The sequence below is a fragment of the Pseudomonas sp. B33.4 genome, assembly GCF_034555375.1.
Lineage (GTDB): Bacteria > Pseudomonadota > Gammaproteobacteria > Pseudomonadales > Pseudomonadaceae > Aquipseudomonas.
The window spans coordinates 3,226,343-3,252,070 of record NZ_CP140706.1 but is presented as its reverse complement, the minus strand read 5'-3'; the positions used below and the strand labels follow the sequence as shown (position 1 = coordinate 3,252,070).

At 59.9% G+C, this 25,728-nt stretch carries 20 protein-coding genes and 1 pseudogene; 20 read left to right on the top strand and 1 reads right to left on the bottom strand.

Features of this window, described 5'->3' with window-relative positions:
- Positions 1–22: 22 nt before the first annotated feature.
- The 5 genes and pseudogenes from U6037_RS14230 to U6037_RS14210 all read left to right on the top strand — a co-directional run bounded on the left by U6037_RS14230 (position 23) and on the right by U6037_RS14210 (position 6,109).
- On the top strand, positions 23–478 hold the full coding sequence (locus U6037_RS14230; RefSeq protein ID WP_322847227.1) for a (2Fe-2S)-binding protein: 456 nt from the start codon (positions 23–25) through the stop codon (positions 476–478).
- On the top strand, positions 478–2,727 hold the full coding sequence (locus U6037_RS14225) for a xanthine dehydrogenase family protein molybdopterin-binding subunit (RefSeq protein WP_322847226.1): 2,250 nt from the start codon (positions 478–480) through the stop codon (positions 2,725–2,727). The genes U6037_RS14230 and U6037_RS14225 overlap by 1 nt, the downstream gene beginning before the upstream one ends.
- Before the next feature lie 17 nt (positions 2,728–2,744).
- Complete coding sequence (locus tag U6037_RS14220; RefSeq protein WP_322847225.1) at positions 2,745–4,097, top strand: cytochrome c; 1,353 nt, start codon at positions 2,745–2,747, stop codon at positions 4,095–4,097.
- Positions 4,098–4,108: 11 nt separating this feature from the next.
- Positions 4,109–5,113 carry an XdhC family protein gene (locus U6037_RS14215; protein ID WP_322847224.1) on the top strand — a complete coding sequence of 335 codons (1,005 nt, stop codon included), beginning with the start codon at positions 4,109–4,111 and terminating at the stop codon, positions 5,111–5,113.
- 183 nt (positions 5,114–5,296) lie between these two features.
- A pseudogene (locus U6037_RS14210) lies at positions 5,297–6,109 on the top strand (DUF1206 domain-containing protein).
- Between the two features lie 59 nt (positions 6,110–6,168).
- Here U6037_RS14210 and U6037_RS14205 read toward each other — a convergent pair.
- The gene (locus tag U6037_RS14205) at positions 6,169–7,146 is read right to left on the bottom strand and encodes an NAD-dependent epimerase (protein ID WP_322847223.1); all 978 of its coding nucleotides are present in this window, start codon (positions 7,144–7,146) and stop codon (positions 6,169–6,171) included.
- Between the two features lie 603 nt (positions 7,147–7,749).
- On the opposite strand from U6037_RS14205, the gene rfaH reads away from it, so the two are divergent.
- The 15 genes from rfaH to U6037_RS14130 all read left to right on the top strand — a co-directional run bounded on the left by rfaH (position 7,750) and on the right by U6037_RS14130 (position 25,643).
- Positions 7,750–8,286: a transcription/translation regulatory transformer protein RfaH gene (gene rfaH / locus U6037_RS14200; RefSeq protein WP_322847222.1), complete on the top strand. Its 537-nt coding sequence runs from the start codon at positions 7,750–7,752 to the stop codon at positions 8,284–8,286.
- 38 nt (positions 8,287–8,324) lie between these two features.
- Positions 8,325–9,485, top strand: a complete 1,161-nt coding sequence (locus U6037_RS14195) for an outer membrane beta-barrel protein (protein ID WP_322847221.1) — start codon at positions 8,325–8,327, stop codon at positions 9,483–9,485.
- An 11-nt stretch (positions 9,486–9,496) separates the two neighbouring features.
- Positions 9,497–10,030 carry a polysaccharide biosynthesis/export family protein gene (locus U6037_RS14190; protein ID WP_095118956.1) on the top strand — a complete coding sequence of 178 codons (534 nt, stop codon included), beginning with the start codon at positions 9,497–9,499 and terminating at the stop codon, positions 10,028–10,030.
- A 2-nt stretch (positions 10,031–10,032) separates the two neighbouring features.
- Entirely contained in the window at positions 10,033–12,348 is a 2,316-nt protein-coding gene (locus U6037_RS14185; protein ID WP_322847220.1) for a GumC family protein, read from the top strand.
- A 148-nt stretch (positions 12,349–12,496) separates the two neighbouring features.
- On the top strand, positions 12,497–13,888 hold the full coding sequence (locus tag U6037_RS14180; RefSeq protein WP_322847219.1) for an undecaprenyl-phosphate glucose phosphotransferase: 1,392 nt from the start codon (positions 12,497–12,499) through the stop codon (positions 13,886–13,888).
- Positions 13,889–13,959: 71 nt separating this feature from the next.
- Positions 13,960–15,300, top strand: a complete 1,341-nt coding sequence (locus tag U6037_RS14175) for a UDP-glucose/GDP-mannose dehydrogenase family protein (RefSeq protein WP_322847218.1) — start codon at positions 13,960–13,962, stop codon at positions 15,298–15,300.
- 12 nt (positions 15,301–15,312) lie between these two features.
- Positions 15,313–16,017 (top strand): WecB/TagA/CpsF family glycosyltransferase, encoded by a 705-nt coding sequence (locus U6037_RS14170; protein WP_322847217.1) that lies wholly within the window; start codon positions 15,313–15,315, stop codon positions 16,015–16,017.
- Positions 16,018–16,019: 2 nt separating this feature from the next.
- Positions 16,020–17,099, top strand: coding sequence for a glycosyltransferase (locus U6037_RS14165; protein ID WP_322847216.1), 1,080 nt, complete (start codon positions 16,020–16,022; stop codon positions 17,097–17,099).
- On the top strand, positions 17,096–18,208 hold the full coding sequence (locus tag U6037_RS14160; RefSeq protein WP_322847215.1) for a glycosyltransferase: 1,113 nt from the start codon (positions 17,096–17,098) through the stop codon (positions 18,206–18,208). Before U6037_RS14165 ends, U6037_RS14160 begins: the two co-directional genes overlap by 4 nt.
- A complete protein-coding gene (locus tag U6037_RS14155; protein WP_322847214.1) occupies positions 18,205–19,518 on the top strand; it encodes an O-antigen ligase family protein in 1,314 nt (437 codons plus the stop codon). Before U6037_RS14160 ends, U6037_RS14155 begins: the two co-directional genes overlap by 4 nt.
- A 17-nt stretch (positions 19,519–19,535) precedes the next feature.
- Positions 19,536–20,489: a glycosyltransferase family A protein gene (locus U6037_RS14150; RefSeq protein ID WP_322847213.1), complete on the top strand. Its 954-nt coding sequence runs from the start codon at positions 19,536–19,538 to the stop codon at positions 20,487–20,489.
- Positions 20,490–20,502: 13 nt separating this feature from the next.
- The gene (locus U6037_RS14145) at positions 20,503–21,921 is read left to right on the top strand and encodes an oligosaccharide flippase family protein (protein WP_322847212.1); all 1,419 of its coding nucleotides are present in this window, start codon (positions 20,503–20,505) and stop codon (positions 21,919–21,921) included.
- A gap of 29 nt (positions 21,922–21,950) precedes the next feature.
- Complete coding sequence (gene galE, locus U6037_RS14140) at positions 21,951–23,006, top strand: UDP-glucose 4-epimerase GalE (RefSeq protein ID WP_322847211.1); 1,056 nt, start codon at positions 21,951–21,953, stop codon at positions 23,004–23,006.
- The gene (locus U6037_RS14135) at positions 23,003–24,469 is read left to right on the top strand and encodes a family 16 glycosylhydrolase (protein WP_322847210.1); all 1,467 of its coding nucleotides are present in this window, start codon (positions 23,003–23,005) and stop codon (positions 24,467–24,469) included. Before galE ends, U6037_RS14135 begins: the two co-directional genes overlap by 4 nt.
- 124 nt (positions 24,470–24,593) lie before the next feature.
- A complete protein-coding gene (locus tag U6037_RS14130; RefSeq protein ID WP_322847209.1) occupies positions 24,594–25,643 on the top strand; it encodes an acyltransferase in 1,050 nt (349 codons plus the stop codon).
- Positions 25,644–25,728 lie beyond the last annotated feature (85 nt).

Sequence of the window (25,728 nt, the reverse complement as noted above, 5' to 3'; positions counted from 1 at the left end):
ACCGATGATCAGCGGGTGAATCATGGAACTACGAATCAACCAGAAGACCTATCAGGTCGATGCCGACGCCGATACGCCCTTGCTGTGGGTGATCCGCGATGATCTGGGCATGACCGGGACCAAGTACGGCTGCGGACTGGCGCAATGCGGCGCCTGCTCCGTGCTGGTGGACGGCAATGTAGTGCGCTCGTGCGTCACGCCGGTGGCCGGTGTGGTCGGCCGGGAGGTCACCACGATTGAGGCCATCGAAACCGATGACGTGGGCAAACGAGTGGTCTCGACCTGGGTCGATCTGCAGGTCGCTCAGTGCGGCTATTGCCAGTCCGGGCAGGTGATGGCCGCCACCGCGCTGCTCAAACAAAACCCCAAGCCGAGTGCTGCGCAGATCGAGGCGGCAATGGTCAATCTGTGCCGCTGCGGCACTTACAACGCCATTCATGCCGCCGTGCATGAGCTTGCCGGCAAGGGAGACGCGTGATGAACGTTCGAATCGACCCTTCACAGCAAGCCTCGGTACTGGATCTGCACGAGCCGATCAATGTATCGCGCAGACGTTTTCTCACCGGTACCGCCGTCGGTGCACTGGTCCTCGGCTTCGGTCTGCCGCTGGGTGCGACGCGCGTGCAAGCTGCCGCTTCTGCGACGGTTGAACGCGGCACGCAGGTCCCGGCGTTTCTCGAGATCCGTCCGGACAACCGCGTGCGCCTGCTCTGCCCGTTCATGGAAGGCGGACAAGGCACGTTCACCGCGATGGCGCAGATTGTCGGTGAAGAACTCGATGCCGACCCGGCGACCTTTCTGGTTGAAGCGGCGCCGCCCGGCGAAGCCTATGTGGTGTTGGAAAACGGCATGCGCATCACCGGCGGTAGCATGTCGGTGCGCATGAGCTACCCGGTCATGCGCCGCCTCGGCGCCCTCGCCCGCGCCATGTTATTGCAGGCAGGCGCGCAGCAACTTGGCGTGCCGGTGAGCGAGTTGAGCACCGAGCCCGGCAAAGTCGTGCATGCCAAGTCGGGCCGCTCGCTGGCTTACGGTGAACTGGCCGAGCGCGCGATGGATCTGCCGGTTCCCGATCCGGCCTCCGTGCAACTGCGTGATCCGAGCCAGTTCCGCTGGATCGGCAAACCGGTGAAGCGCCTCGATGCCTACGACAAGTCCACCGGCAAGGCGCTGTACAGCATCGATCTGAAGGTCGACGACATGCTCCATGCTGCCGTGCAACATGCCCCGCGCCTGGGCATGACGGTCGGCAACCTGCGCAACGAAGAGCAGGTCAAGGCAATGAAAGGCGTGCATTCCGTGCATCGTCTGCCGGGTGCCGTGGCGGTGCTCGCCGAGCGCTGGTGGCACGCCAAACGTGCCGTCGAGGCAATTCAGGTCGACTGGCAAGAGCCAACGGCCGATAGCAAAGTGCGGCCGATGCCCGCCGACTTTTCCAGCGATGCCTGGTTCAAACGCCTCGCCGAAGATAAAGGCCCGGCCAAAGATGATGAAAACGAAGGCGACGTGGCGTCGATCCTCAAGGAAACCAAGACCCGGATCGACGCCACTTACCACAACCAATACCTGAACCATGGACAACTGGAGCCGCCTTCGGCACTGGCCCGATTCAACCCGGACGGTACGCTGGAAGTCTGGTTGCCGAATCAGGCGCCGGACATGTTCCGTGCCGACATTGCCAAACGCACAGGGCTGGATCCGTCGCGCATCACCTTGCATTCGCCGCTGCTAGGCGGGTTCTTCGGCCGGCATTTCCTCTACGACTCGGCCAGTCCCTACCCGCAGGCGATCGCGCTGGCGAAAGCGGTTGGCCGCCCGGTCAAGCTGATCTGGAGTCGCGAAGAAGAGTTCCTGCGTGATGTGCTCCGTCCGGTTGCCGCAGTGAATTTCCGTGGCGCTCTGGACGCCGACGGCTGGCCGCTGGCAATCGAAGCGATCAGTGCCACTGAAGGCCCGACCGAAGCCCTCGCCGGCAAGCAAGGTGAAAAGCTCGACCCGACGGCGCTTGAAGGGTTGTCAGGCAAAACCTATGCGATCCCCAACAAACGCATCGCGCAGATCTACGTCAAAGGTCCAGCGATGCTCGGTTACTGGCGTTCGGTGGGCAATTCGCTCAACGACTTCTTTTATGAATCGTTCCTCGATGAACTGGCCGACAAGGCCGGCAAGGACCCGTTCGACCTGCGCCTGCATTTGCTGCGCGACAACAAACGCCTGACCACCCTGCTGCAAACGGTGGGTGAACTGTCGGGCGGCTGGAAGCGCGGGCCGTTTACCGCCGAGGATGGCAGCAAACGTGCACGCGGCGTGGCCATGGCTTCACCGTTCGGTACAGAGACGGCGGTGATCGCCGAGGTGTCCATCGAGAATGGCCAGGTCAAGGTGCACGACATCTGGCAGGCGATTGATCCGGGCAGCATCGTCAACCCGGCGATTGTCGAGGCTCAGGTCAATGGCGCTGTGGCGCTGGGGCTGTCGCAAACCCTGGTGGAAGAAGCCGTGTGGATTGATGGCAAACCCCGGGCGCGCAACTACGACTTGTATCCGATCCTGCCGCCTGCGCGGATGGCTCGGGTCCATGTGCGGGTGGTCGAGAGTGGAGAAAAAATGGGCGGCATCGGTGAACCGCCGTTGCCTGCGGTCGCGCCCGCCGTCGCTAACGCGGTGGCAAGGCTAACCGGTCAGCGGGTGCGCAGCCTGCCCATGAGCCGACACACCTTCACTTGATTAGCGCCGGAGCGTCCATGAATAACAGCCGATTCGCAAGAACCGCTGGCTGGCTGGCGGTGCCGTGCCTGGTCGCGGCAGGCCTGCTGGCCTGGTATGTCACCCGCGAGCCCGTCTCGCGCCTTGAAACCCATCAGATCGCCGTGGCCGACATCGACCCGGCGCTGGTCGCTCGAGGCGAATACGTCGCCCGGCTCAGCGACTGCGTGGCCTGCCACAGCGTGCCGGGCGGTGCGCCGTTCGCTGGCGGCCTGGAAATGGCCACACCGCTGGGCTCGATCCATGCGACCAATATCACCCCGGACGCGGAAACCGGCATCGGCCACTACAGCCTGGCGGATTTCGACCGGGCGGTGCGTCACGGCGTGGCACCCGACAGTCGCCGTCTGTATCCGGCGATGCCCTACCCGTCCTACGCCAAGCTCAGTGACGATGATGTGCGTGCGTTGTATGCGTTCTTCATGAAAGGCGTGGCGCCGGTGAAACAGGCGAACATCCCGAGTGCGATTCCGTTCCCGCTGAACCTGCGCTGGCCGATTGCACTGTGGAACGGTGTGTTTGTCGATGCCGAACCGTATGCGGCCAAACCGTCGCAGGATGAACAGTGGAACCGTGGCGCTTACCTTGTTCAAGGCGCCGGGCACTGCGGCAGTTGCCACACGCCGCGCGGCCTGGCGTTCAACGAGAAGGCACTCGATGACACCGGTAAGCCGTACCTCGCCGGCGCCTTGCTCGATGGCTGGTACGCACCGAGCCTGCGCGATGATCACAACACTGGGCTGGGCCGTTGGAGCGAACCGGAGATCGTGCAGTTCCTCAAGACCGGGCGCAACCAACACGCGGTGGTCTACGGCTCGATGACCGAAGCGTTCAACAACTCCACGCAGTTCATGAGCGATGACGATCTGAGCGCGATTGCCCACTACCTGAAGTCGCTTCCCGGAGATCGCGAACGGGATGGCGCGCCTTGGCAGTATCAAGCAGTGTCGGCAACGGAACGTCTGGACTCACCCGGTGCGCATACCTATGTGACGCGCTGTGCTTCCTGCCATGGTCTGGACGGCAAGGGTCAACCTGAATGGATGCCGCCGCTGGCCGGCGCTACCTCGGCACTGGCCAAGGAGAGCGCTTCGGCGATCAACATCACCCTGAATGGTTCGCAGCGTGTCGTAGCCGCCGGTGTGCCGGACGCCTATCGCATGCCGGCCTTCCGTGAGCAGTTGTCGGATCAGCAGATCGCCGAAGTGCTGACCTTCATGCGCAGCACCTGGGGCAATCAGGCCAGCGCTGTCGATGCGCAGACCGTGGGCAAACTGCGTGAGCACACCGATCCGGCCAGCAGCAGCCCGATCATCCTGCAGATGCGCTAGAGGAGAGCTTGATGGAAAGCATCGACTTGCTGGTTCTGCGCACAGCGCGGGACTGGCTTGCCGCCGGCGAACGTGTGTTGCTCGCCACGGTTGCGCGCACCTGGGGTTCTTCACCGCGTCCGACCGGGTCGATGATGGCTTTGCGTGACGATGGTCGCGTGATGGGCAGCGTGTCCGGTGGCTGCATCGAGGACGATCTGATCCTTCGCTTCACCACGGCGCATGGCGGCAGCGCTTTTAGCGACAGCGCACCGCAAGTGGTGCGCTATGGCGTCAGCGCCGACGAGGCGCATCGCTTCGGCTTGCCGTGCGGTGGCACGCTGGAACTGATCCTTGAGTTCAACCCGGCGTGGCAGTCGCTTGATGAGCTGCTGGCGCAACTGGACGCAGGGCAACTGGTTCGCCGTCGCCTGACGCTGGAGTCCGGTCAGGTCATACTTGAATCCACCGCAACGCCGGAACAATTCAGTTTCGATGGTGCGCAGATGCTTAACACTCTGGGACCGGGCTACCGGATGCTGATGATCGGGGCCGGCGCGCTGGCCGAATATCTGGCCACCATGGCGTTGTTCAACGGCTTCAAGGTGGCGGTGTGCGATCCGCGTCCCGAGTACATCGAGACGTGGGCAGTAGACGGTGTGGAGCGGATTGTCGGCATGCCGGACGACGTGGTCCGCGACTTCGCGGTCGATCTGCGCACCTGCATCGTCGCCTTGAGTCATGACCCCAAACTCGACGATCTGGCCCTGCTCGAAGCGCTCCACGGCCCGGCGTTCTACATCGGTGCGATCGGCTCGCGGCGCAACAGCCAGCTGCGCCGGGAACGCCTGATTGAGCATTTTGGTGAAACCGAAGCGTCGCTTGAGCGCCTGCACGGGCCGATCGGCCTCTACATTGGCAGCAAAACGCCTGCGGAAATCGCGGTCAGTGTGATGGCCGAGATTCTTGCGGCGAAGAATGGCGCCAGCCTGCCGAAAGCGTTTTCAATTGCCAGGGCCAAAGCGCTCGCAGAATGAGCCGCGCGGCTACTCTGTGTCGGCGATGTCGGCCGGCAGCGAAACGACGTGGTTTATCAGGTGACGATTCCGGCTATTGATGAGTTGTCTGCACAAACCAGCTCACTGTGTTCTTCGACAGGTCATAGAACCCCTCCCGACCAGAAGGGTCTGCTCTCCTATGACCTCACAGGAATACGTCCCATGTCCGCGCAAAGCAACCTTGTCATCCTCGCTCGGGGAGGCTACGCCGCCCGGGGAATGCTGTATCTGATCATCGGTATCTTTGCGTTACTGGCAGCCCAGGATTCAACCAAACCGAAAGACAGCCACAAGAGTCTGGAAGCCCTGCTGGGCCAGCCTTTCGGCTATTTTCTGGTGGGGCTTGTCGTTGCGGGACTGCTCGCGTTTGCCGCCTGGCGTGTTCTGTAAGCCACGCGTGATGTCGATCATCACGGCAAAAAACTCAAAGGCCTGGTGATTCGCACAGGGCTGTTTGTGGGCGGCTTGGTCAACGGTGCTCTGGCGTTCTTTGCATTGGGCCTACTCATAAGCGGGATTAAAAGCTCGGGCAATTCCGCAGGACAAACCCAAGACTGGCTGGCGCATCTGCTGTCCTGGGAACACTCGAACTGGCTGGTGTACCTGATCGCCCTCATTCCTCTTGGGGTCGGCATTGCTCACATCTTCAAGGGTTGGAAAGCGACGTTCGAGAAATATTTCGAGGCCGACGAGGATGTCATGCGCTACGTCCGCCCGGTCTCGCGGTTTGGTCTGATCGCGCGCGGTGTCGTGTTTATCGAGATTTCATTGCTGCTGGCAATCAGCGGCTCCACCTATCAGGCCATGGATCCACCGGGTATGAAGGAAGCGCTCGATGCGCTGCAGAATCTACCCGCTGGCTGGCTGATCTTGATGGTGATGGCCTTGGGGCTGATTGCCTTCTCGGTCTACAGTCTGGCGGAAGCTTTCTGGCGCAAGATCAATATGGATGTGCCGGGAGTCGCGAGACCGTAGGGTGTAATCCAGTCCCCATGGCGCTCGTCACCCCGTCAGCGGGGACGCTACTGTTTCGATCACACCCGATAATACTCGCGATACCACCGTACAAACTCCGCCACACCCACCTCAACCTCGACCTGCGGCGAAAACCCGATCCAGTCTGCCAGCGCCGAAACATCAGCCCAGGTCTTGACCACATCGCCGGCCTGCATCGGCAGCAAATTGCGCTGGGCTTTTATGCCTAATGCCGTCTCCAGGCAGTCGACAAAATCCAGCAGCGCTATCGGCCTGCCCCGCCCCAAGTTGAAAATCCGGTGGCTGCCACGGGCGTCTTTGTCGGGCGTTGGCGGCTTCGGGCACAGGCGGACGATGCTTTCGACAACGTCATCGACGTAGGTAAAGTCCCGCGCCATCTGACCCTGGTTGTAAACATCAATCGGCCGCCCCTGAAGGATCGCTTCGGTGAACCTGAACAACGCCATGTCCGGTCGGCCCCATGGCCCATAGACGGTAAAAAACCGCAGGCCGCTGGCCTTCAGGCCGTAGAGATGGCAGTAGCTGTCGGCAAGCAATTCATTGGCGCGTTTGGTGGCGGCATACAGGGACACCGGATGCTCGACCGCGTCATCGACGCTGTATGGCAGCTTGCTGTTGGCCCCGTACACCGAACTGCTCGACGCGTAGATCAGATGCGCAGGTGGATAGTGGCGGCAGGCTTCCAGCACATTGAGAAAGCCCAGCAGATTTGATTGCGCATAGGCATCCGGGTTGTCGAGCGAATAGCGCACACCCGCTTGCGCGGCCAAATGCACAACCTCGGTGAACCCCTGCTCTTCGAACAGAGCCATCAAGGCTGGCTTATCGACAATGTCTATGGTCTGGAAACGGAAACCTTTTAGCTCGCTCAACTGCTTGAGGCGCGCCTGTTTGAGTTCCACGCTGTAATAATCGTTAAGATTGTCGATGCCGATTACTTGATGGCCTTGCAATATCAATCGTCTGACCGTGTGATATCCGATAAAGCCTGCAGCACCTGTAACAAGAACGGACATATTCGCCTCTCCAGCCAAGTCGCCAGGCGATTAGTTATAGCGTTGGTCGACTTGCGGAGTCCAGACTTTATAACTTCCCCAACTATGGGGTTTAACGTCTGATCTAAATGGCAAGCGACGACTCTGAAGTGACAGTAAAGTTTCTTGCCTTCCGACAAAAGGATGACGCCTTAAAAAACAATAACCTGCGCACGAGTGCCATCACTAGCGGATAAATGGCGTGTTTTTTGACTGGGAACGTTTGACAGACCGCAAAGACTGGCCGATAACTACCAAGGTTCATTTTTACAGGGCGCGAGCAATCTTCTACTCGCGCCCTGTCGTTTCAGAGACAACTACTTAGTTACCTATCATTAAAGCTGCATGAGCAGACCGTGCGGTAGCTTTGTCTTCTGAAAAGTTAAGCCGCGGCTTATTGCCTATGCGCCGCACACTATAGCGTCACGCCGCAGTTCGACGCACCTTAATGAAACGCTGTGTGATTCAAGTTTGAAACACTTCAGTGTTAATAAAATAAGAATAGACTTTCACCCTTTGCCCTTACTTAGCCCTCGATAGAGCTCCTGCCTGCATAAACTTTCGATCATTACAGAGTTTACCAGCATGCCAGTTATCAGCTCCGAACGTCCCTTTTGGTACCTTTTGCAATGCAAGCCACGTCAGGATGAGCGCGCTCATCTCAACCTGCTCCAACAGGATTACGTGGTATTTCACCCCCAACTCCTCAGTGAACGCATCATTCGCGGGAAACGACAGCGAGTGCGCGAATCGCTATTCCCCGGGTATTTGTTTATCCAACTCAGTCGTAACGACAATTGGGGGCCCTTGCGTTCTACACGCGGGGTCAGTCGCATCGTCGAATTCAATCACGGTCCGGCGACGGTGGCAGAGCACGTCATCGAGCACTTGCGTGCGCGCTGTATCGAATCATCACTGTCGGGGCCGGATGAGGCCCTGGAACCGGGGCAGAACCTGCAGATCGTCAGCGGCCCGCTGGCACCCTTGGAGGGCGTGTTTCTCGGCTTGCACGGCAGCGACCGGGTGATGATCCTCTTGCAGTTTCTTAATCGCGAACAATCCGTTTGCTTGCCACTCAGCGTGATCGAACGTCAACAACCCAACGTTCAGAACTATCACTAACCCCCTTGCCTTATAGGCCTTTGCTCAGGAGCTATAACATGGCTTTGAAGTCACGATGCCCTGTCGCACTGCTGATGGCCTCTCTCTATCCTGGAATGGCCTGGAGTATCGATCCGCAAGCCATTAATGTTTACGGATTCGATTTCACGCCATCCTTTTTGTTTTCAGAAAGTTATGACGATAACTTTCGCGAAGTGGAAAACAGTAAACAGTCATCGATGGTCACCAAATTGGCGCCGACCTTCGAGCTCAAGGCGGAAGATCGCAACAGCGCGACTCGACTGATCTGGCAGCCCACTCGTTATATCTATCACGACGATTCCGATGCCTCGAACACAGCCCAGCGTGTGCGTGCCGACAGCATCATGGAGTTCACCGACCGCCATCGTCTCAAGCTCGATGCCGAATACCGTAAATGGGAGCGCACCGAGTCGACGGCGGTCGAGGGCATCAACGACAAACTCAACAATAAACGCGTGGGCGGTCTCTACACCTTCGGCGCTAAAAGTGCCGACAACCAAATCGATGTCGGCGCCAGTTACGCGCAACTTCGCTACGACAATGCCGACGGCATCAACGACGACAAGGAACGCAATACCACCGCCCTCACCAGCACCTGGTACCACCGCATCGGCAGTAACACCCGCGGCCTGCTGGAATATGACCACACCGACTTTGATTATCAGCAAGCCAACAGCCCGCGCAGCAGCAAGTCCGATGCGGTACTGGCCGGTGCCGTGTGGGACTTCACCGCACGTACGACGGGCAAAGTGCGCCTCGGTTATGAGCGCAAGAACTTCGACAACAGCGAATCCAAAGACCTCAACAACCCGACCTGGCAAGTCGATTTGCAATGGAAACCGCGAACCTATTCGACCTTTACCTTTGTCGCCCGTCAGGCCCTCGCCGAAGGCGACGATGGCGCTGATGCCGTGAAGTCGACGTTCACTCAGGTCGGTTGGCGCCACGGCTGGACCGAACGCATCACCACGGTGGCACAGGCCGGATACGGCCGTTATGTCTACGAAGGCCAAAGCCGTACCGACAATCTTCAGGACTACAACCTCGCCGTGGTGTACGCGATGCGCCGCTGGCTGGATATCGAATTGGGCTATCGGTATCGCGACAACGATTCCGATGCCGACGACGAAAGCTTCACCCGCAACGTGTTCCAGATCAGTTTCAACGTCAGCCTTTAGAGGGTCTCGACATGAACACACGCACACTCGTCTTGTTGTTCGCCCTGTGTTTTGTACCTCATACCTTTGCCGCAGACCCCAGCACGCAATACAAACTGGCCGCTGGCGATGTCTTGCGGATCATCGTCTTCGGTGAGCCGGAATTGAGCCTGAAAAAGATCCGCCTCAGTGATGCCGGCACTTTTTCCTACCCTTTTCTCGGTGAGATCTCTGCCAAGGGACTGACCCCCGGCCAAGTCGAAAAAATCATTGTCGACGGGCTGAAACAGGGATACCTGATCGACCCCAAAGTCAGCCTCAGCCAGATTGAATACCGCTCTTTCTACATCAATGGCGAAGTCAAGAAACCCGGCAGTTACCCGTTCGTGCCCGGCCTGACCCTGGAGAAAGCCATCGCCTTGGGTGGTGGCCTGACCGAGCGAGCCTCGATCAAACGCGTGACCATTTTGCGCGGCGATGGTGGCGCGACCCTCACCGATGACGTGACGCGCAACACCACGATTGCCCCTGGCGACACCATTTCCATTGCACAAGGCTTTTTCTAATCATGGACAACAGCCCTAGCACCTACGTCGAACGTCCTCTGCAAGCGCATCTGCATCAGCAGTACAGCGAAGACAAGGACACCCTTGACCTGTTAAAGCTCTGGAGAGTGATCTGGCGCGCCAAATGGAGCATCGCCTGGCTGGTGCTGGCGAGTGCTGCGCTGGCCGCGATTGTGGTCTCGAACATCACGCCGCAATACATCGGCAGCACGACCTTACTGTTCAACGATAAAACCCCGCCGCTGATGTCGTTCCAGCAAGTCAAGGATTCCGGCGGCAACGCCACGGATTACTTGCAAACCCAGCAGGCGCTCCTGCAATCGCGTGACCTTGCCGAACGCGCAGTGAAAAAACTCGGCCTGACCACGCACCCGGTCACCGACCCGCGCCAGCAATCAAAGCCCTGGTTTACACCGCGCCAGTGGCTGGCGGATCTCGACCTTGATCAATGGATCCCGGGGCTGAACCGCTTGATGCCGCTGAGCAAAAAAGACGAGCCCACTGAAGAAGATGTTTTCAATCAGGTCACGCAGAACCTCATGCTGCACACCAGCGTCAAGTTCGTCGGCAAGAGCCAATTGCTCGAGATCGAGGTCGAGTTGCCCGATCCGGTTCTGGCAGCTGCGGCGGCCAATGCGTTGGCGCAAGGCTTCACCGACAGCCAGCTCGATACCAGCGAGAAGTCCTCGCAAACCACCACCGCCTGGATGAACACACGGCTGGTCAAGCTGCGCGACAACTTGCGCGTGGCCGAGAAAAAGCTCCAGGGCTACCGCGAAGAGCAAGGTCTGGTGGACGTCGGCGGCGTTGCCACCATCAGTGCCAACGAACTGGAAATGACCGGTAATCGCATGGTCGACGCCCGGCGCAACCGCGCTGAAGCCGAGAGCGAATACCGCCAGGCGAAGGCCTTGGGCAACGGTGATCTGAGCCGCCTCTCCAGCGTACCTGCGGTGCTGAGCAATCCTTTGGTGCAGAAGTTCCAGGCCGACCGCGCTGTGGCGCAAGCCAAGGTGGATGAACTGGCGGGCCGTTATGGGCCAAAACACCCGAGCCTGCTTTCTGCGCAAACCGAATTGCGCACCGCCACCACCAGCCTGCAATTGCAGGTGCAGCAAGTGGTCGCCGGTATCGAGCGGCAATACCAGCTCGCCACTGCCAGTGAAGCCTCGCTGCGTCAGTCGTTCAACAGCAACAAGGCGCAAATCCAGGACATTGCGCGCAAAGAGTTTCAGTTGCGCGAGTTCCAGCGTGAGGTCGACAGCTCCCGCGCGCTGTATGAAACCTTCGTCACCCGCTTGAAAGAAACCACCGCCACCGCCGACATGGACTCGACCAAGGTGCGCATCGTCGACCCGGCCATTGTCCCGGTCGATGCGAGCAAACCGCGTAAAACCCTGATTGTCGCGATCGTCGGATTAATCGCAGCGGTGATCGGCGTTGCCTTGGCGCTGCTGTTCGAGAGCCTGAGCAATACCTTCAAAACCGACGAGTCGATCGAAAGCGCGCTGAACATTCCACTGCTCAGCGTCGTGCCGCTGGTGACGAAGAAAACCCGTCGGCAACTGGCGCGCTTGTTCGAGGATAACGACAACCCACGTTTTTCCGAAACCATTCGCAACCTGCGTACCTGGTTGATGCTGCAAAGCAGCGAAATGCCCTCGCAGGTGGTGCTGGTGACGTCGACGGTTGCCGGTGAGGGTAAAAGCACCATTGCCAACAATCTGGCCAGCTCGCTGACGTCACTCGAGCGAGTGCTGTTGATCGATGCCGACATGCGTCAGCCAACCTTGTCGCTGAACTTCGATTTCCCACCGGACAGCCCGGGGCTGGCGAATGTCATTGCCGGCACCGCCAGGCTTGAAGACTGCATTGTCTCGGTGGGCAATCTGGACATGTTGCCGGCCGGCAAGGTCCTGCCGGCACCGCTGGACATGTTCGCCGCCCGGCGTCTGCCGTCGCCGGCCGATTCGCTCAATCCCTTACAGCCGCCGCCGCAGGATCTGCTCAGCTCACCGCGCATGGCGCGCATGCTTGAGGCACTGAGGTCGCGTTACCGCCACATCATTATCGACTCTCCTCCTGCCGAGATGATCAGCGACGCGCTGTTGCTGGCGCGGCATTCGGATGCCGTGATCTATGTGGTCAAGGCCGACAGCACGCCGATCAGCCAGGTACAGCGCGGCCTTGCCGCGTTGCAGCAGAGCCATGTGCCGGTGTTTGGCACCGTGCTCAACCAGGTCGACCTGCGCAAGGCGCGCAAGTACGGCCATCACCACTCCCGGGCGTTCTATAACTACGATTTCGCGCCCAGGTAACACCTCAGGCGAATACGCCAGCCGCTACCCCCCTTCTGCCATCGCACAACCCGCTTCACCTCTGCCGAGCTACGGAATAGCCATCGGGCGACCCGTCCTGTCCGTTCGATTAGCGCTGATACATGACTGCTGCCTTGAGGTTAAGCCCATGACACCGCTCTATACCGCTCACCTGACGCACCGCCGAGGCCTGACCTTCTGGGGCCAGTGGCTGTGTGCACTGTCGCTGACCACCGTGTTGCTGATGTTGCTCGTGCATTGGCGCGTCGGCAGTCTGAACAGCGAATACCGCATCCTGATCATTCTCGCCGTGCTCGGCTCGGTGCCGATTTACAGCGTGATGCAGGTCTATCACAAGCGCCATGGTCTGTTGGTCGGCCTGGGCCGATTACTTGCCGGCTGGCTGATTCTACTGGCCGTGCTCGCGGCCATTGCCTTCATCACCCAGACCAGCGCGATCTATTCACGCCAAGTGATTATTGTCTGGGCCGTGTTGGGTTTCGTGGTGCAGGCGGCGAGTTTTCTGCCCCTGCATTACTTCGCCCGGCTGCACTCGCGCAAGGTCTGCAAAGAGCGCCGTTCGGTGATCATCGGCACCTGCCCGACGGCCCATGAGCTGGCGAAAAAACTCTCGCGACCGAACCGCGCGCTGGTGCTCGGTTTCATCGCCGCTGCCGACAATAGCGGCCCGGCCCCGAGCATTCTGCCGCTGCTCGGCAACGTTGCCGCGATCCGCGAGATCATCACGCGCCTGGAAGTGCGCCGCGTCTACATCGTACTGACCATGGCGCATGCCGCGACCATTGAAGCGCTGTACATCGACCTCTTGGACATGAATGTCGACGTGGTGTGGATTCCGGATTTCGGCAGCATGGTGTTGCTCAACCATTCGATCTCGGAAATCGAGCGAATGCCGGCGATCTACCTCAATGAAAGCCTGATCAGCTCGCACCCGGCGAGTCTGTTTTGCAAGGACCTGTTTGAACGCAGCCTGGCCGGCGCGGCCATTATTCTGCTCAGTCCCTTGCTGCTGGCGGTGGCTGTCGCCGTCAAGCTCACCTCCGCAGGCCCGGTGCTGTTCAAGCAGGCCCGCCACGGTTGCAACGGTGAAGTGATCAAGGTCTGGAAGTTTCGTTCGATGCACGTCCACGACGATCGCGAGGTGCGCCAGGCCACCCGTGACGATGCCCGTCTGACCCCGATCGGCGGCTTCCTGCGCCGCAGTTCCATCGACGAATTGCCGCAGTTGTTCAATGTCGTGTCCGGCCAGATGGCCCTGGTCGGCCCGCGCCCGCATGCCGTCACCCACAACATTTATTACACCGGCAAGGTGCGCGCCTACATGGCCCGCCATCGCCTCAAGCCGGGCATCACCGGTCTGGCCCAGATCACCGGCCATCGCGGCGAAACCGAGACCGTGGAAAAGATGCAGCTGCGCGTCGCCCAGGACCTCAACTACATCAACCAATGGTCGCTGTGGCTCGACATCAAAATCCTCATCAAGACGCCCTTCACGCTGTTCTCGAAAAACATCTACTGACCCCTGCCCGACCGCTTGATCCCCGCCCTGCCCCTGCGTTGACAACCTTCACAACGAGCTGAGGTTTGACCATGAATGTGAGCGTATTCGGTATTGGTTACGTGGGCCTTGTCCAGGGCGCCGCACTGGCCGAGGTCGGGCACAACGTGCTCTGCGTCGATGTCGACGCGGCCCGGGTCGAGGCGCTGAAACAAGGCACGCTGCCGATCTACGAGCCGGGCCTGAAAAGCCTTGTGCGTGACAATTATCAAAGTGGTCGTCTGCGCTTCGGCACGGATCTGGCGGAGGCCGTTCAGCATGGCGATGTGCTGTTGATCGCCGTCGGCACACCGCCCGACGAAGACGGTTCGGCCGATCTGCAATACGTGTTGAGCGTGGCGCAAACCATCGCGCTGAACATGGATCGGCATCAGATCATCGTCGACAAATCCACGGTGCCGGTCGGCACGGGCGATCAGGTGCGTGCGTGTATCGAGCAGGTGCTGGCCGACAACGATCGCAGCCATCTGACGTTCGACGTGGTGTCGAACCCGGAATTTCTCAAAGAAGGCTGCGCGGTCGAAGACTGCATGCGCCCGGACCGGATCATCATCGGCACCGACAGCGCGCATGCCGAAGCGGTGATGCGCGAACTGTATGAGCCGTTCAATCGCAGCCGCGAAAAAATCATCGTCATGGACGTGCGCAGCGCTGAGCTGAGCAAGTACGCCGCCAACTGCATGCTGGCGACGAAGATCAGCTTCATGAACGAGATGGCCTGCCTTGCGGAAAAACTCGGCGCCGACATCGAAAAAGTCCGCCACGGCATCGGCGCCGACCCGCGCATCGGTTACCAGTTTATCTACCCGGGCGTGGGCTACGGCGGCTCGTGCTTTCCCAAAGACGTCAAAGCGCTGATCCACGCCGCAACAAGTGTCGATATCGACGCCCGCCTGCTCAAGGCTGTAGAGGCGCGCAACCAGGACCAGAAAGCCAGTCTGTACAGCAAGATTTTCAATCACTTCGACGGTCATCTGCGCGGCAAGACGTTTGCCCTGTGGGGTTTGAGTTTCAAACCCAATACCGACGACATGCGCGAAGCGCCCAGCCGCGTACTGATGGAGGCCTTGTGGCAAGCCGGCGCCAGCGTTCAGGCGTTTGATCCGAAAGCCATGGAAGAGGCCCAGCGCCTGTATGGCGCACGCGATGACCTGACGCTGGCGGGGACCAAGGAAGCGGCACTGAAAAATGCCGACGCTTTGATCATCGTCACCGAGTGGCAAGCCTTTCGCGCGCCGGACTTTGACTTGCTCAGCCGGCAGCTCAAACAACCGTTGATCTTCGACGGACGCAATCTGTTCGATCCGCAGCGTTTGAGCAACCGTGGCTTCACCTACATATCCGTGGGGCGGCCAACCCCTTCAGTCATTTGAAGGAGCCGCGCCATGTTGCAGCTGGAACTGGTCGGGCATTACTCGGCGAAATTACTGGAGGCCAACCAGGCCTATTCCTTTATCAACTTTGCCTCCATCGGCAGCGTTTTCCAGCAGACCCCGGGCAGCGTCGCCTATTTCTGCGACGGCATGTTGATGTCGACCTTCATGTCGCGGGTGACCGGCAGGACGATTGGCCGGGTCAGCTTCGACTTCACCTCGATCGCCGACCTTGTCCTCGGTAGCGCCGAGCAACTGGGCAAGCGCGTGTACTTCGTCGGCGCCCGGCAAGCCGAACTGGAGCTGTTTATCGTCAAGATCAGGGCGCTTTATCCGCGGCTGGCCATCGCCGGTTACCACAACGGCTATTTCGACGCCGTCGAGGCCGAAGACATTCAAGCGGACATCTGTCGCAGCGCCGCCGACATCCTGATTGTTGGCCTGGGCGCCGGGCTGCAAGAACAGTTCGAACAGGACGCCCTGCGCGCAGGCTTTCGTGGTGTCGCCTTCACCTGTGGCGGGTTCATCCGCCAGGAAGCGCTGGCCACGCGGCAATACTATCCGGCGCTGATCAATCGCCTGCACCTGCGCGCATTCTATCGAATGTACCGCGAGCCACACACGATCAAACGCTACCTCATCGATTACCCCAGCAACTTCTTGCACCTGCTGACAATGCTCGCCCGGCACAAAGTTGCCATCAGCGTGGGGGAATGACCATGCACATCCTGTTTATCCTCAAGGATTTCAAGCTGGGCGGTGGCGTCGAGCGCGTGCAGCAACGCTTGTCCGAGCAGTTCCTCAAGGACGGTCGCCGGGTGAGTTTTTTCGTCATCAACGCAGACGTGCCCGATACCCCGGGTGTGCAGCGCTTCAACGGCGGCGGCAGCGGTCTCATCGGTTTGCTCAAGTCCATCATTTTGTTGCGCCGGCTCATACAGCGTGAACGCGTCACCCACCTGATTGCCGCCAAGGAACAGGCCAATCTCTGCACCTGGTTCGCCACCTTGGGGCGTTTGTGCAAAGTCATCTATTGTCGCCACGCGACCCTCGATTGCAGTGAACAGAACACCGGTCCCGCCAGCCTGCGCGTGCTCTACAGCTTGTACCTGTGTGGCAGCGGCAAGGTCGTCACCGTCTCCAATGCCTTGCGCCAGACGCTCGTCGAGTTACTGCCCTGGGGCCAGCAGCGCATCCGTTATTGCCCCAATGCGGTGGTCACCGAGCAACTGTTTCAAGCCTCGCAGGCGCCGCTACCCGCCGGCATGCCCGGTGCTTACTGGTTGGGCCTGGGCCGTTTGGTCGAACCGAAAGGTTTTCAGCTGTTGCTCGATGCTTACGCGCTGGCATTGCGCAGCGCTGCGCTGCCGGATCTGGTGATCGTCGGCGATGGCCCGTTGCGCGAGGCACTGACCGCTCAGGCCCGTCGTCTGGGCATTGCCCCGCGGGTGCATTTCACCGGATTCCTGAGCAACCCCTATCCGCTGCTCCGGCACGCGCAACTGTTCATTTTGAGTTCCGTGCAAGAAGGCATGCCGACGGTATTGATCGAGGCGCTGGCACTGGGCACGCCGGTGCTGGCCAGCGATTGCGAGACCGGCCCCCGAGAACTGCTCGACAACGGCCGACTGGGCCAGCTGGTGAGGGTCAACGACGTACCGGCGCTGGCCGACGGCATGCTGCGCAGCCTGGCCCCACGCGATGACGTTGCCTTCAGCGAAACCAGACTCACTGACACCCTGCGTCAGTACACCAGCCAGCAAGCGGCGCAGGCGTATTACCAGGTATGGAATCAATGAAAAAACTGCTGATCATCCTGCATGACCTCAGCGCCGGCGGGGCTGAAAAAATGATGGCGCGTCTGGCTGGAGCGCTGGTGGACGCGGGCAATGACGTGACCTTGCTGATGCTCACCGGCGGCGGCATTCACGCCGCGCACCTTGACCCACGCGTGAAAAAGGTTGAGTTGAATAGTCCGCGCAGCGTCCGTGCAGTGCCGGCACTCACACGTTTTCTGCGGGCCAATCGCTTTGACGCACAACTGGCGGCCCTCACCCACGTCAACGTGGTGGCGATCGCTGCGGCGGTGTTGTCCGGCACGCTGGCACGCCTGCACGTCAGCGAGCGCAATGCCTTTTCCCACGACAAGCACGTCAACCCCGACTTCATGGTGCGCGTCGCGTACCTGCTGGCGCCGCTGTTGTATCGGCTGATTCCCAACCCGGTGATCTGTGTCTCGCGGGGTGTAGCCCAGGACCTGGTCGACACCACCGTGGCCCGCCGCCAGGACGTGACCATTGCCGACAACCCGGTGCTCGACAATGACTTTCGCGAGAAGACGCCCGGTCTGCCCAGCCACCGCTGGCTGCAGGAAAAATCCGGCCCGGTGATTGTCGCCGTGGGTCGACTGGCGCCGCAAAAAGGCTTCGACACCTTGATCAGCGCGTTCGCCGCATTACCGGCCAGCAATGCCCGCCTGATCATTTTTGGCGAGGGCGCACTCAGGCCCAACCTGCTGGAGCAGGCGCGCGCACTGGGCGTGGCGGAGCGCTTCGATCTGCCGGGCTATGCCAATTCTCCGTTGGCAGAGGTCGCCGTCGCCGATTGCTTCGTGCTGTCGTCGCGCTTCGAAGGCAGCCCCAACGCGTTGGTAGAGGCGTTATCCACGGGCACGCCAGTGGTGGCAACCCGCTGTCCCCATGGCCCGCAAGACATTCTCGTTGGCGGTGTGGTCGCGCCACTGGTTGACGTCGACGATCCGCTCGCCCTGGCACAGGCGATTGCCCTGCAACTGGCCACACCGCGCAATCTGCAACGTGAATTGCGCCTGGAGGCCGCGGCCCGATTCATCAATGCCAGCGCGGTGCAGACCTATCTCAAAGCGTTGATCGGGAGCCCGTCATCATGAGCACACTGGCGATCAGGTATTCAACATTACGCGACGGCTTCACCTTGTTCGGCGTGCTGTTCTACATCCAGGTGATTACCTTTGTCCTCAGCCTGGGCGGAGCCGCCAGCTTCGGCGACATCAACAAAGACCTGGAAGGCAACGTGGCCAATCAGATCTGCGGACTGATCACGCTGCTGGTACCGTTGTTTTTCTTCATCCGCAACAAGGTGTTCCTCAGCAAGACCTTTTATCGCAGCAACTTTTTCATGCTGCTGTTCTTGCTCTGTGTCATCGCGTCGATCGGCTGGTCTCACGACCCGATGCTGAGTTTCAAGCGCTTTATCGCGATGCTCAGCATGGTGTTTTTCGCCGGTTTCCTTGCCTACAACTATTCGCTGGAAAAAATCACCTTCATGCTCGGCTGCGCCATTGGCGTGGCGGCGTTGATCGGCTTGATCCTCGCGGTGGTCATGCCTGACGTTGCGTTCTTGTCCGGGGGGATTCGCGACGGTGCCTTCAAGGGGATTTTTGCCGAAAAGAATGCCGGTGCGCGGCTCAACGCGATCGCCATCCTGTTATTGCTACCGATGATTCGCCGCCGCAATCACTGGGCGCTGTTCTGCGCGTTTTTCTCGCTGATCGCTATCCTGCTCGCGCAGTCGGCGACCGGGGTCGCGCTGATTGTTTCCGGCGCGATCAGCTATTGGTACTTCCTGACCTTGATCCGTTTGCGCATCAACCATTCGCCGCTGATGTTTCTGGGCTGCACCCTCCTTTACCTGCTGGTGTGCCTGTTCCTCTACAGCAACTTCGCGGTGCTGCTGGAAATGGCCGGTCGCGACCCGTCATTGACCGACCGCACCTTGATCTGGGAACTGCTCGGGCCCTTTATCGACGGGCAGTTCCTCAAGGGTTACGGCTTCGGCGCCTTCTGGTCCAGCCCCGATGCCGATGGCTTCATTACCCGTTGGGGTTACATCGGTAACGCCCACAGCGGCTACGTCGAAACCCTGCTCAACGGCGGAATCATCCAACTGACGGCGCTGGCGCTGATGTTTGGCGAAGCACTGCTCAAGCAGTACCGCGCGGTGACCGCGAATCAAACGGCGCAGTTTCGCGCCAGTGCGCTGGTGATCATCGGTTTGTTCGCCGTCACCAATTATGTGGCGTACGTGATCCCCAACTATCGCTCCGCCGAGTTTCTGGTGTTCTGCACTCTGGCCCTGTCTTTCCGCCATCACCTCGCGGCTTACCCCGAAACCTCAGCGGCAGCGCAGCGTCAGCGTGTGCCTGGCAGAGCAGTGCCGCGCGATTCAGCCAACGCGTAACCCAAGGAGAACCACCCGTGCCCAACCAAGCCCCCTCTTCCGTGGATTCAGTGTGCGTCGTCATCCCGATGTACAACGGCGCCGACAGCATCGAGCAGACATTGGCGTCGCTGGTCGGGCAAACCCGCCTGCCGGATCACGTCATCGTCATCGACGATGGCTCCACCGATGACGGCCCACAACGGGTCAGAAACTTCGTCGCGCCGTTTCGCCTGACGCTGCTGCAGCAAGCCAACGAAGGCCAGGCCAGCGCGCGTAATCACGGCATGCGGCACTCGCAAGAAACCTTTGTGGCGATGCTCGATGCCGATGACCAGTGGCACCCGCAAAAGCTTGAGCTGCAACTGGCCCTGTACGAAGAACTCAGTCGTCAGGGTCGGCCGGTGGGGTTGATCGACTGCTACGCGCAGGTCAATTACAGCGACGGCCGGCGGCAACTGGACAACCGCCGCAAAAGCGGCAGGCACTTCTACGACTTCATCCACGCCAACGTCGTCAATGGCGTTTCCACTGCGCTGGTCAGGCGCGAGGTGATCATGCAGCTCGGCGGCTTCGATGCCAGCCTGCGCTACTCCGAAGACCGCTACATGTGGACGCGGATCGCCGAACACTGGGAGGTCCACACGGTGCCGCAGGTGCTGCTGGAGCGTACGGTCAACGGCGGCAACATGACCGCGCAACCGAAAAAGTACTACCAGAACAAGATCCATTTCATCGAGGTGTACCTCGCCCGCTACGGCGAGATGCTCAGCCAGCAACAACGGATCAATTTCGTCCTGAGCAACCACACCGATTTTCTCGAAGCGTTTTCCCGACGCGGCGAGCATGACCAAGTGCTCGGCGTGTACCGGCGAATGCTCGAGTGCTCCTGGCAAGCGCTGATCTTCGCCAACGGTAAACCGACCTTGCGCTATCTCTATGCCCGCGCCAGAACGTGGCGCAAGGCAACGGCGTCAACCCCAGCTCATTGAACCGGTAACCGCCATGGCCAATCACCGTCTGGTGACATTGAGCTGGATCTTCACCGAGAAATTCGGCCTGATCCTGCTGTCGATGATTACCTTTGTCGTCTACGCGAAGCTGCTATCGCCGGCCGAGCTGGGTGTGGGCACGATCATCATTGCCATCGTCGAGTTGATTGGTCTGGTGTACTCATCGGTGCTGGAAGATCCGCTGGTACGCCTTGAACGGCTGGAAGACAAACACATCTCCACGGCTTTCTGGGCCGGGGTGCTCGTCAGTCTGGTGTCGATTGTCATCATCTCGCTCGCGGCATTCCTGTACACGCCCGACCCGCTGCTGCAATGGCTGACGGCAGTGGCCTCGGTGAAAATCCTGTTCACCATGATGGCGCGGGTCTATGTGGCGCAAATGCGCCGTAGCGGTAACTTCAAGATGCTCGCGTCGCGCACGTTACTGGGCAAAGTCGCGGGCGGCGTCGGCGGCATCGTAGTGGCGCTGTACGGTTGGGGTGCGTGGGCAGTGATTGCCCAGGCGCTGATCATGGAATGGGTGTCGGTCATTGTTCTGATGCGTGCAGACCGGCGACGCATCGCCTTTGCTATCGACCGCCGGATCTTGCGTGAGCTGCTGCAGGCCGGCGCACCGGTTGCCATAAACTCCCTGAGTTCACAAACCTTGCAGCGCGGCGTCAACGTGGTGCTGGGGATGACGGCCGGGGCGAACGCAGTCGGCATGTTCAACATGGCGATGCGCATCATCGAACTGCCGCGCACAGCGATTTATAACGGTCTGCTGAGTTATGCGTTGCCGGCGTTCGCCCGACGCAGTGCGGAACCCAAGCGACTGCTCGGGATCATTGGCGACTCGACCGCGGTCAGCGGCTTTGTGTTGACGCCGCTGTTCATTGGCCTCGCGCTCACGGCCAACGACCTCATTCTGTTGATCTTCGGCGCCAAGTGGGCCGACGCCATTCCACTGTTGCAAGTGCTGGCCTGCACCGCGGCCATTGGCAACACCGCCATGTACGCCACCACCGCACTGGTGGCGGTCAACCGCAGCCACCTGACGATCAAGGCGGAAGTGCTGACTACCGTCCTGGCACTGGCGCTGGTCTACAGCCTCGGTAACGTTTATGGCGGCATGGCCGCAGCCGGCGCTCTGCTCGCGCGCATGTTGCTGATCACGCCACTGCAAATTCGCGGCCTCAACCTGGCCATCGGTTACAGCTGGCGACGGTTTGTCGAGGCCAATTACCGCAGCGTGATTGCCGCGCTGGTCATGGCCGCGACCGTATTGCTGGTGTCACCGCAACTGGGCTTTCAAGGCTACCTGCACCTGATCGGCAACATCGCAGTGGGCGCGTTGAGCTACGCCGTGGCGTATAGCCTCATCCACCCGCACTGGCCGCAGGAATTCAAATCGGTTTTCACCGCCCGCTGATTCAGTCCCTGAGACAGGAAGACCTCACCATGCGCAAAACCACGTTGATTACTGGCGGGGCCGGTTACATCGGCTCGCATACCGCTTTGGCGCTCATCAATGCCGGGCACCGGGTGCTGGTGCTCGATAACCTGTGCAACAGCTGTCAGGAGTGCATCGCGCGCCTTGAGCAACTGACTTTGACCCGGGTCGATTTCATCAAGGGCGACATCCGTGATTCCGACCTGCTGGACGACATTTTCAGGCGCTATGACATCGATGCGGTGGTGCATTTTGCCAGCCTAAAATCCGTCGCCGAAAGCGTGCGCAAGCCACTCGACTACTACGCCAACAATGTCGCCGGTACGCTGGACCTGTGCCGGGCCATGGCGCGCAACAACGTCTTCCGCCTGGTGTTCAGCTCATCGGCCACGGTGTACGGCGAGCCGACCCGTACGCCGATTGCCGAAGACTTTGGCACCGGTAAACCGGTCAATCCGTATGGCCGCACCAAGCTGATGATCGAAGAGCTGCTGACGGATTTGTGCGATTCCGATCCGCGCTGGAGCATTGGCCTGTTGCGCTACTTCAATCCGATTGGCGCCCACGAAAGCGGGATGATCGGTGAAGACCCGCGCGGCCGACCCAACAACCTGTTGCCGTGCCTGACCCAGGTCGCCATTGGCCGGATACCGGAACTCACGGTGTACGGCAGCGACTATCCCACCGTCGACGGCACCTGCGTGCGCGACTACATCCACGTGGTCGACCTCGCCATTGGCCACCTCAAGGCACTGCTGGTGTTGCAGCAGAACCACGGCATCCATTTCTGGAACCTCGGCACGGGGGTCGGCTACAGCGTGTTGCAGATCATCCACAGTTTCGAGGACATCACCGGCATCAGCATTCCTTACCGGTTTGCACCGCGCCGCGAAGGTGACATCGCCAAGTGCTGGGCCGACCCGGCCAAGGCCGGACGCGAGCTGGGATGGACCGCGCAGCGCGACCTGCAACAAATGATTGTCGATGCCTGGCGCTGGCAGTCGTGTAATCCGCAGGGGTATCAGTCTTCCTTCGAAATTCCAGCGTTGCTTGCGTTCAAATGATGTTCTTACGATCGCTGCCGGCGTTGCTGCTGTGGGTTGCGCTGACTTGCAACGCCGCACAAGCGCCTCCGAATGCCGGGCTGGTGCTGTGGCTGGACGCCGCCGATGCGTCCAGCCTGACCGTGAATGCGCAGAACCGTGTGCAGCGCTGGGGCGATAAATCCGGCCAGTCCCATGACGCCAGGGTCGACGAAGGCACCGAGCAGCCGCAACGCCTGGAAAATGCCGTGAATGGCCATGCGGTCGTGCGTTTGAGTGGTACTTCGGCGTTTCTTGGCAAAAACATTCGCAGTGGAAAAGGGCCTGTCACGGTATTGGTCGTGTCCCGCCGATTGCCAGAACAGGCCGGCGTCGATCCGTGGCAGCGGTTGTTCAGTTCACGTGCGCAAACCGCTGACAACGATAACGTGTTGCCGAACTTCGCCATCAGCCTGGCGCAAACCACCGCGTATGAACCGACGGTTTCCGTCCTGGAACTGCAGGGTGTGCCGATCGGCCCGTATGCGGTCGGGCGCAATGCCATCGGCACGTCGGAAAACTTTCGCGGCGATATCGCCGAGGTGCTGGTTTACGACCGCCCGTTTGCGTCCCTCGCCGAGCGTCAGCAGGCTTTTCAGTACCTTGCGCACAAGTGGTCAGTGGCCGTTCCCACCCACGCCGATACGTGGACCCGTGTCGGTCCGCTGGGCACGGTGCCGACCCGCACTCACGTTTATCTGCCACTGTCCGATCAAAACAATGCCGGACGCTGGGTACTCGACACCAACCTGTCCGATGACTTCAACGGCGGCAGCCTCGACCCCACCCGGTGGCACGTCAACAATGCCATCGGCAATGAATCGCTCGGGCGCAAACCGGCGCTGTTCACTCCACGCAATGCCAGCGTCAGCAACGGCAACCTGAACATTGTCTTTCGCAAGGAAACCTTGCCGCAGAAGTACGTCGAGCTTGGCTTCAAGGATTACACCTCAGCCATGGTCCGTACCCGTGAACGCGGTTTCTACGGCTACTACGAAGCACGCGCCAAACCGATGAACTCCGCAGCGTCGAGCGCCTTCTGGCTGGCGTGGACGGGCTTCACGGACAACGCCACTGAAATCGATATCTTTGAAATTGGCGGTAAAACCAAAGGCGCAGCTTCGGATCGTTCTTACAACATGAACGCTCACTTATGGGCCACGCCGCAAAGTAAAGAACACATCGCCAACGGCAGCACCTGGATCAGCCCTTGGCGCCTGGCCAGTGATTTTCATGTCTACGGCTTCGACTGGCAGCCCGACACCCTGCGCTGGTACGTCGATGGCGTGCTGGTCAGAGAGTCGAAGAACCGCCACTTCTTCTTCCCGATGCAAATCGTCTTTGACAGTGAGGCCATGTGGAAATGGTTCGGCGTGGTCGACGACGCTGACCTGCCGTCCACCTTCGAAGTCGACTACATCCACAGGTGGCAACGCGGTCCATAACCGTCACACAACGCTGGGACAGTCGATGCCCCCTCCTGCTGCCATAGCTTTCGCCTTGGGTCGAATTCCACTCGGCAGAGTCGTCAGTTCTCAATCAGCGCTAACACGTCCGGAGCGCCCAAACATGAACAACCGACGACTGAAGGAGCTGGATTTGCTGCGCTTCCTGGCTGCGCTCGCCGTGGTGATTTTTCACTACGCGTTTCGCGGGTATGCGCGGGGCGACATGTCGGTCATGCCCTATCCGCTGCTGGCCGAGGTGGCCAAATACGGTTACCTGGGCGTGGAACTGTTTTTCATGATCAGCGGATTTGTCATCCTGATGACGGCGTCGAGCAACAACCTGCAAGTGTTTTTCATCTCCCGCGTGGTGCGCCTGTGCCCGGCATTCTGGGTGTGCTGCACGCTCACCTTTCTGATCACACTCGCCTTCGGACAGCCCAGATTCAGCGCGGATCTTTATCAATACCTGATCAACATGACGTTCCTTGGCGATCTGATCGGCGTCCCGCCCATCGACGGCGTTTACTGGTCGCTGTTTGTCGAAATCAAGTTCTACCTGATGATCTCGATTCTCCTGGCCTTGAAGAAAATAGACAAAATCGAACCCTGCCTCGTGCTGTGGCTACTGGTGTCGGCCACGGCGGAAGTCCTCGCTTTTGAAAAGCTGCGCTCGATTCTTATCACCGATTACGCGGCCTACTTCATCGCCGGTGCCACGTTCTACCTGATCTGGGCAAAGGGTATGACAAAACTGCGCATTGCCCTGGTGGCGGGCGCATTGGCCTTGGCCACTTTCACCGCCATTACCTGGGCCGAGTCGATCGAAAGCAAATATGCGACGGAGTACGATCCCTCGATCATCGGCAGCGTCATCATCGTTTTCTTTATGACCTTCCTTTTGATCGCAACCAACAAAACAGCCGCCATCGGGCAATTGAACTGGACGACCCTGGGGGCCCTCACGTACCCGCTTTACCTGTTGCATCAAATGATCGGTTTCATCATCTTCAACATGGCCTATCCGGCGGTGAATGCGCACCTGCTGCTGTGGGGCACCGTGGCTTTGATGATCGCGGCGTCCTATGTCATTCACGAAAAGATCGAAACGCCGATGGCCAGACTGATGAAAAGATCCCTGTCATTTTCCTTCAATCGTCTCCGGGCCGATTAGCCGACGGCGACGAAAGCTGAAGCGATTTAGCGAACCTTTCCCGCGAAAACAGCGTCCGAGCTAAAGCGTTAACGCTTACCGCTCG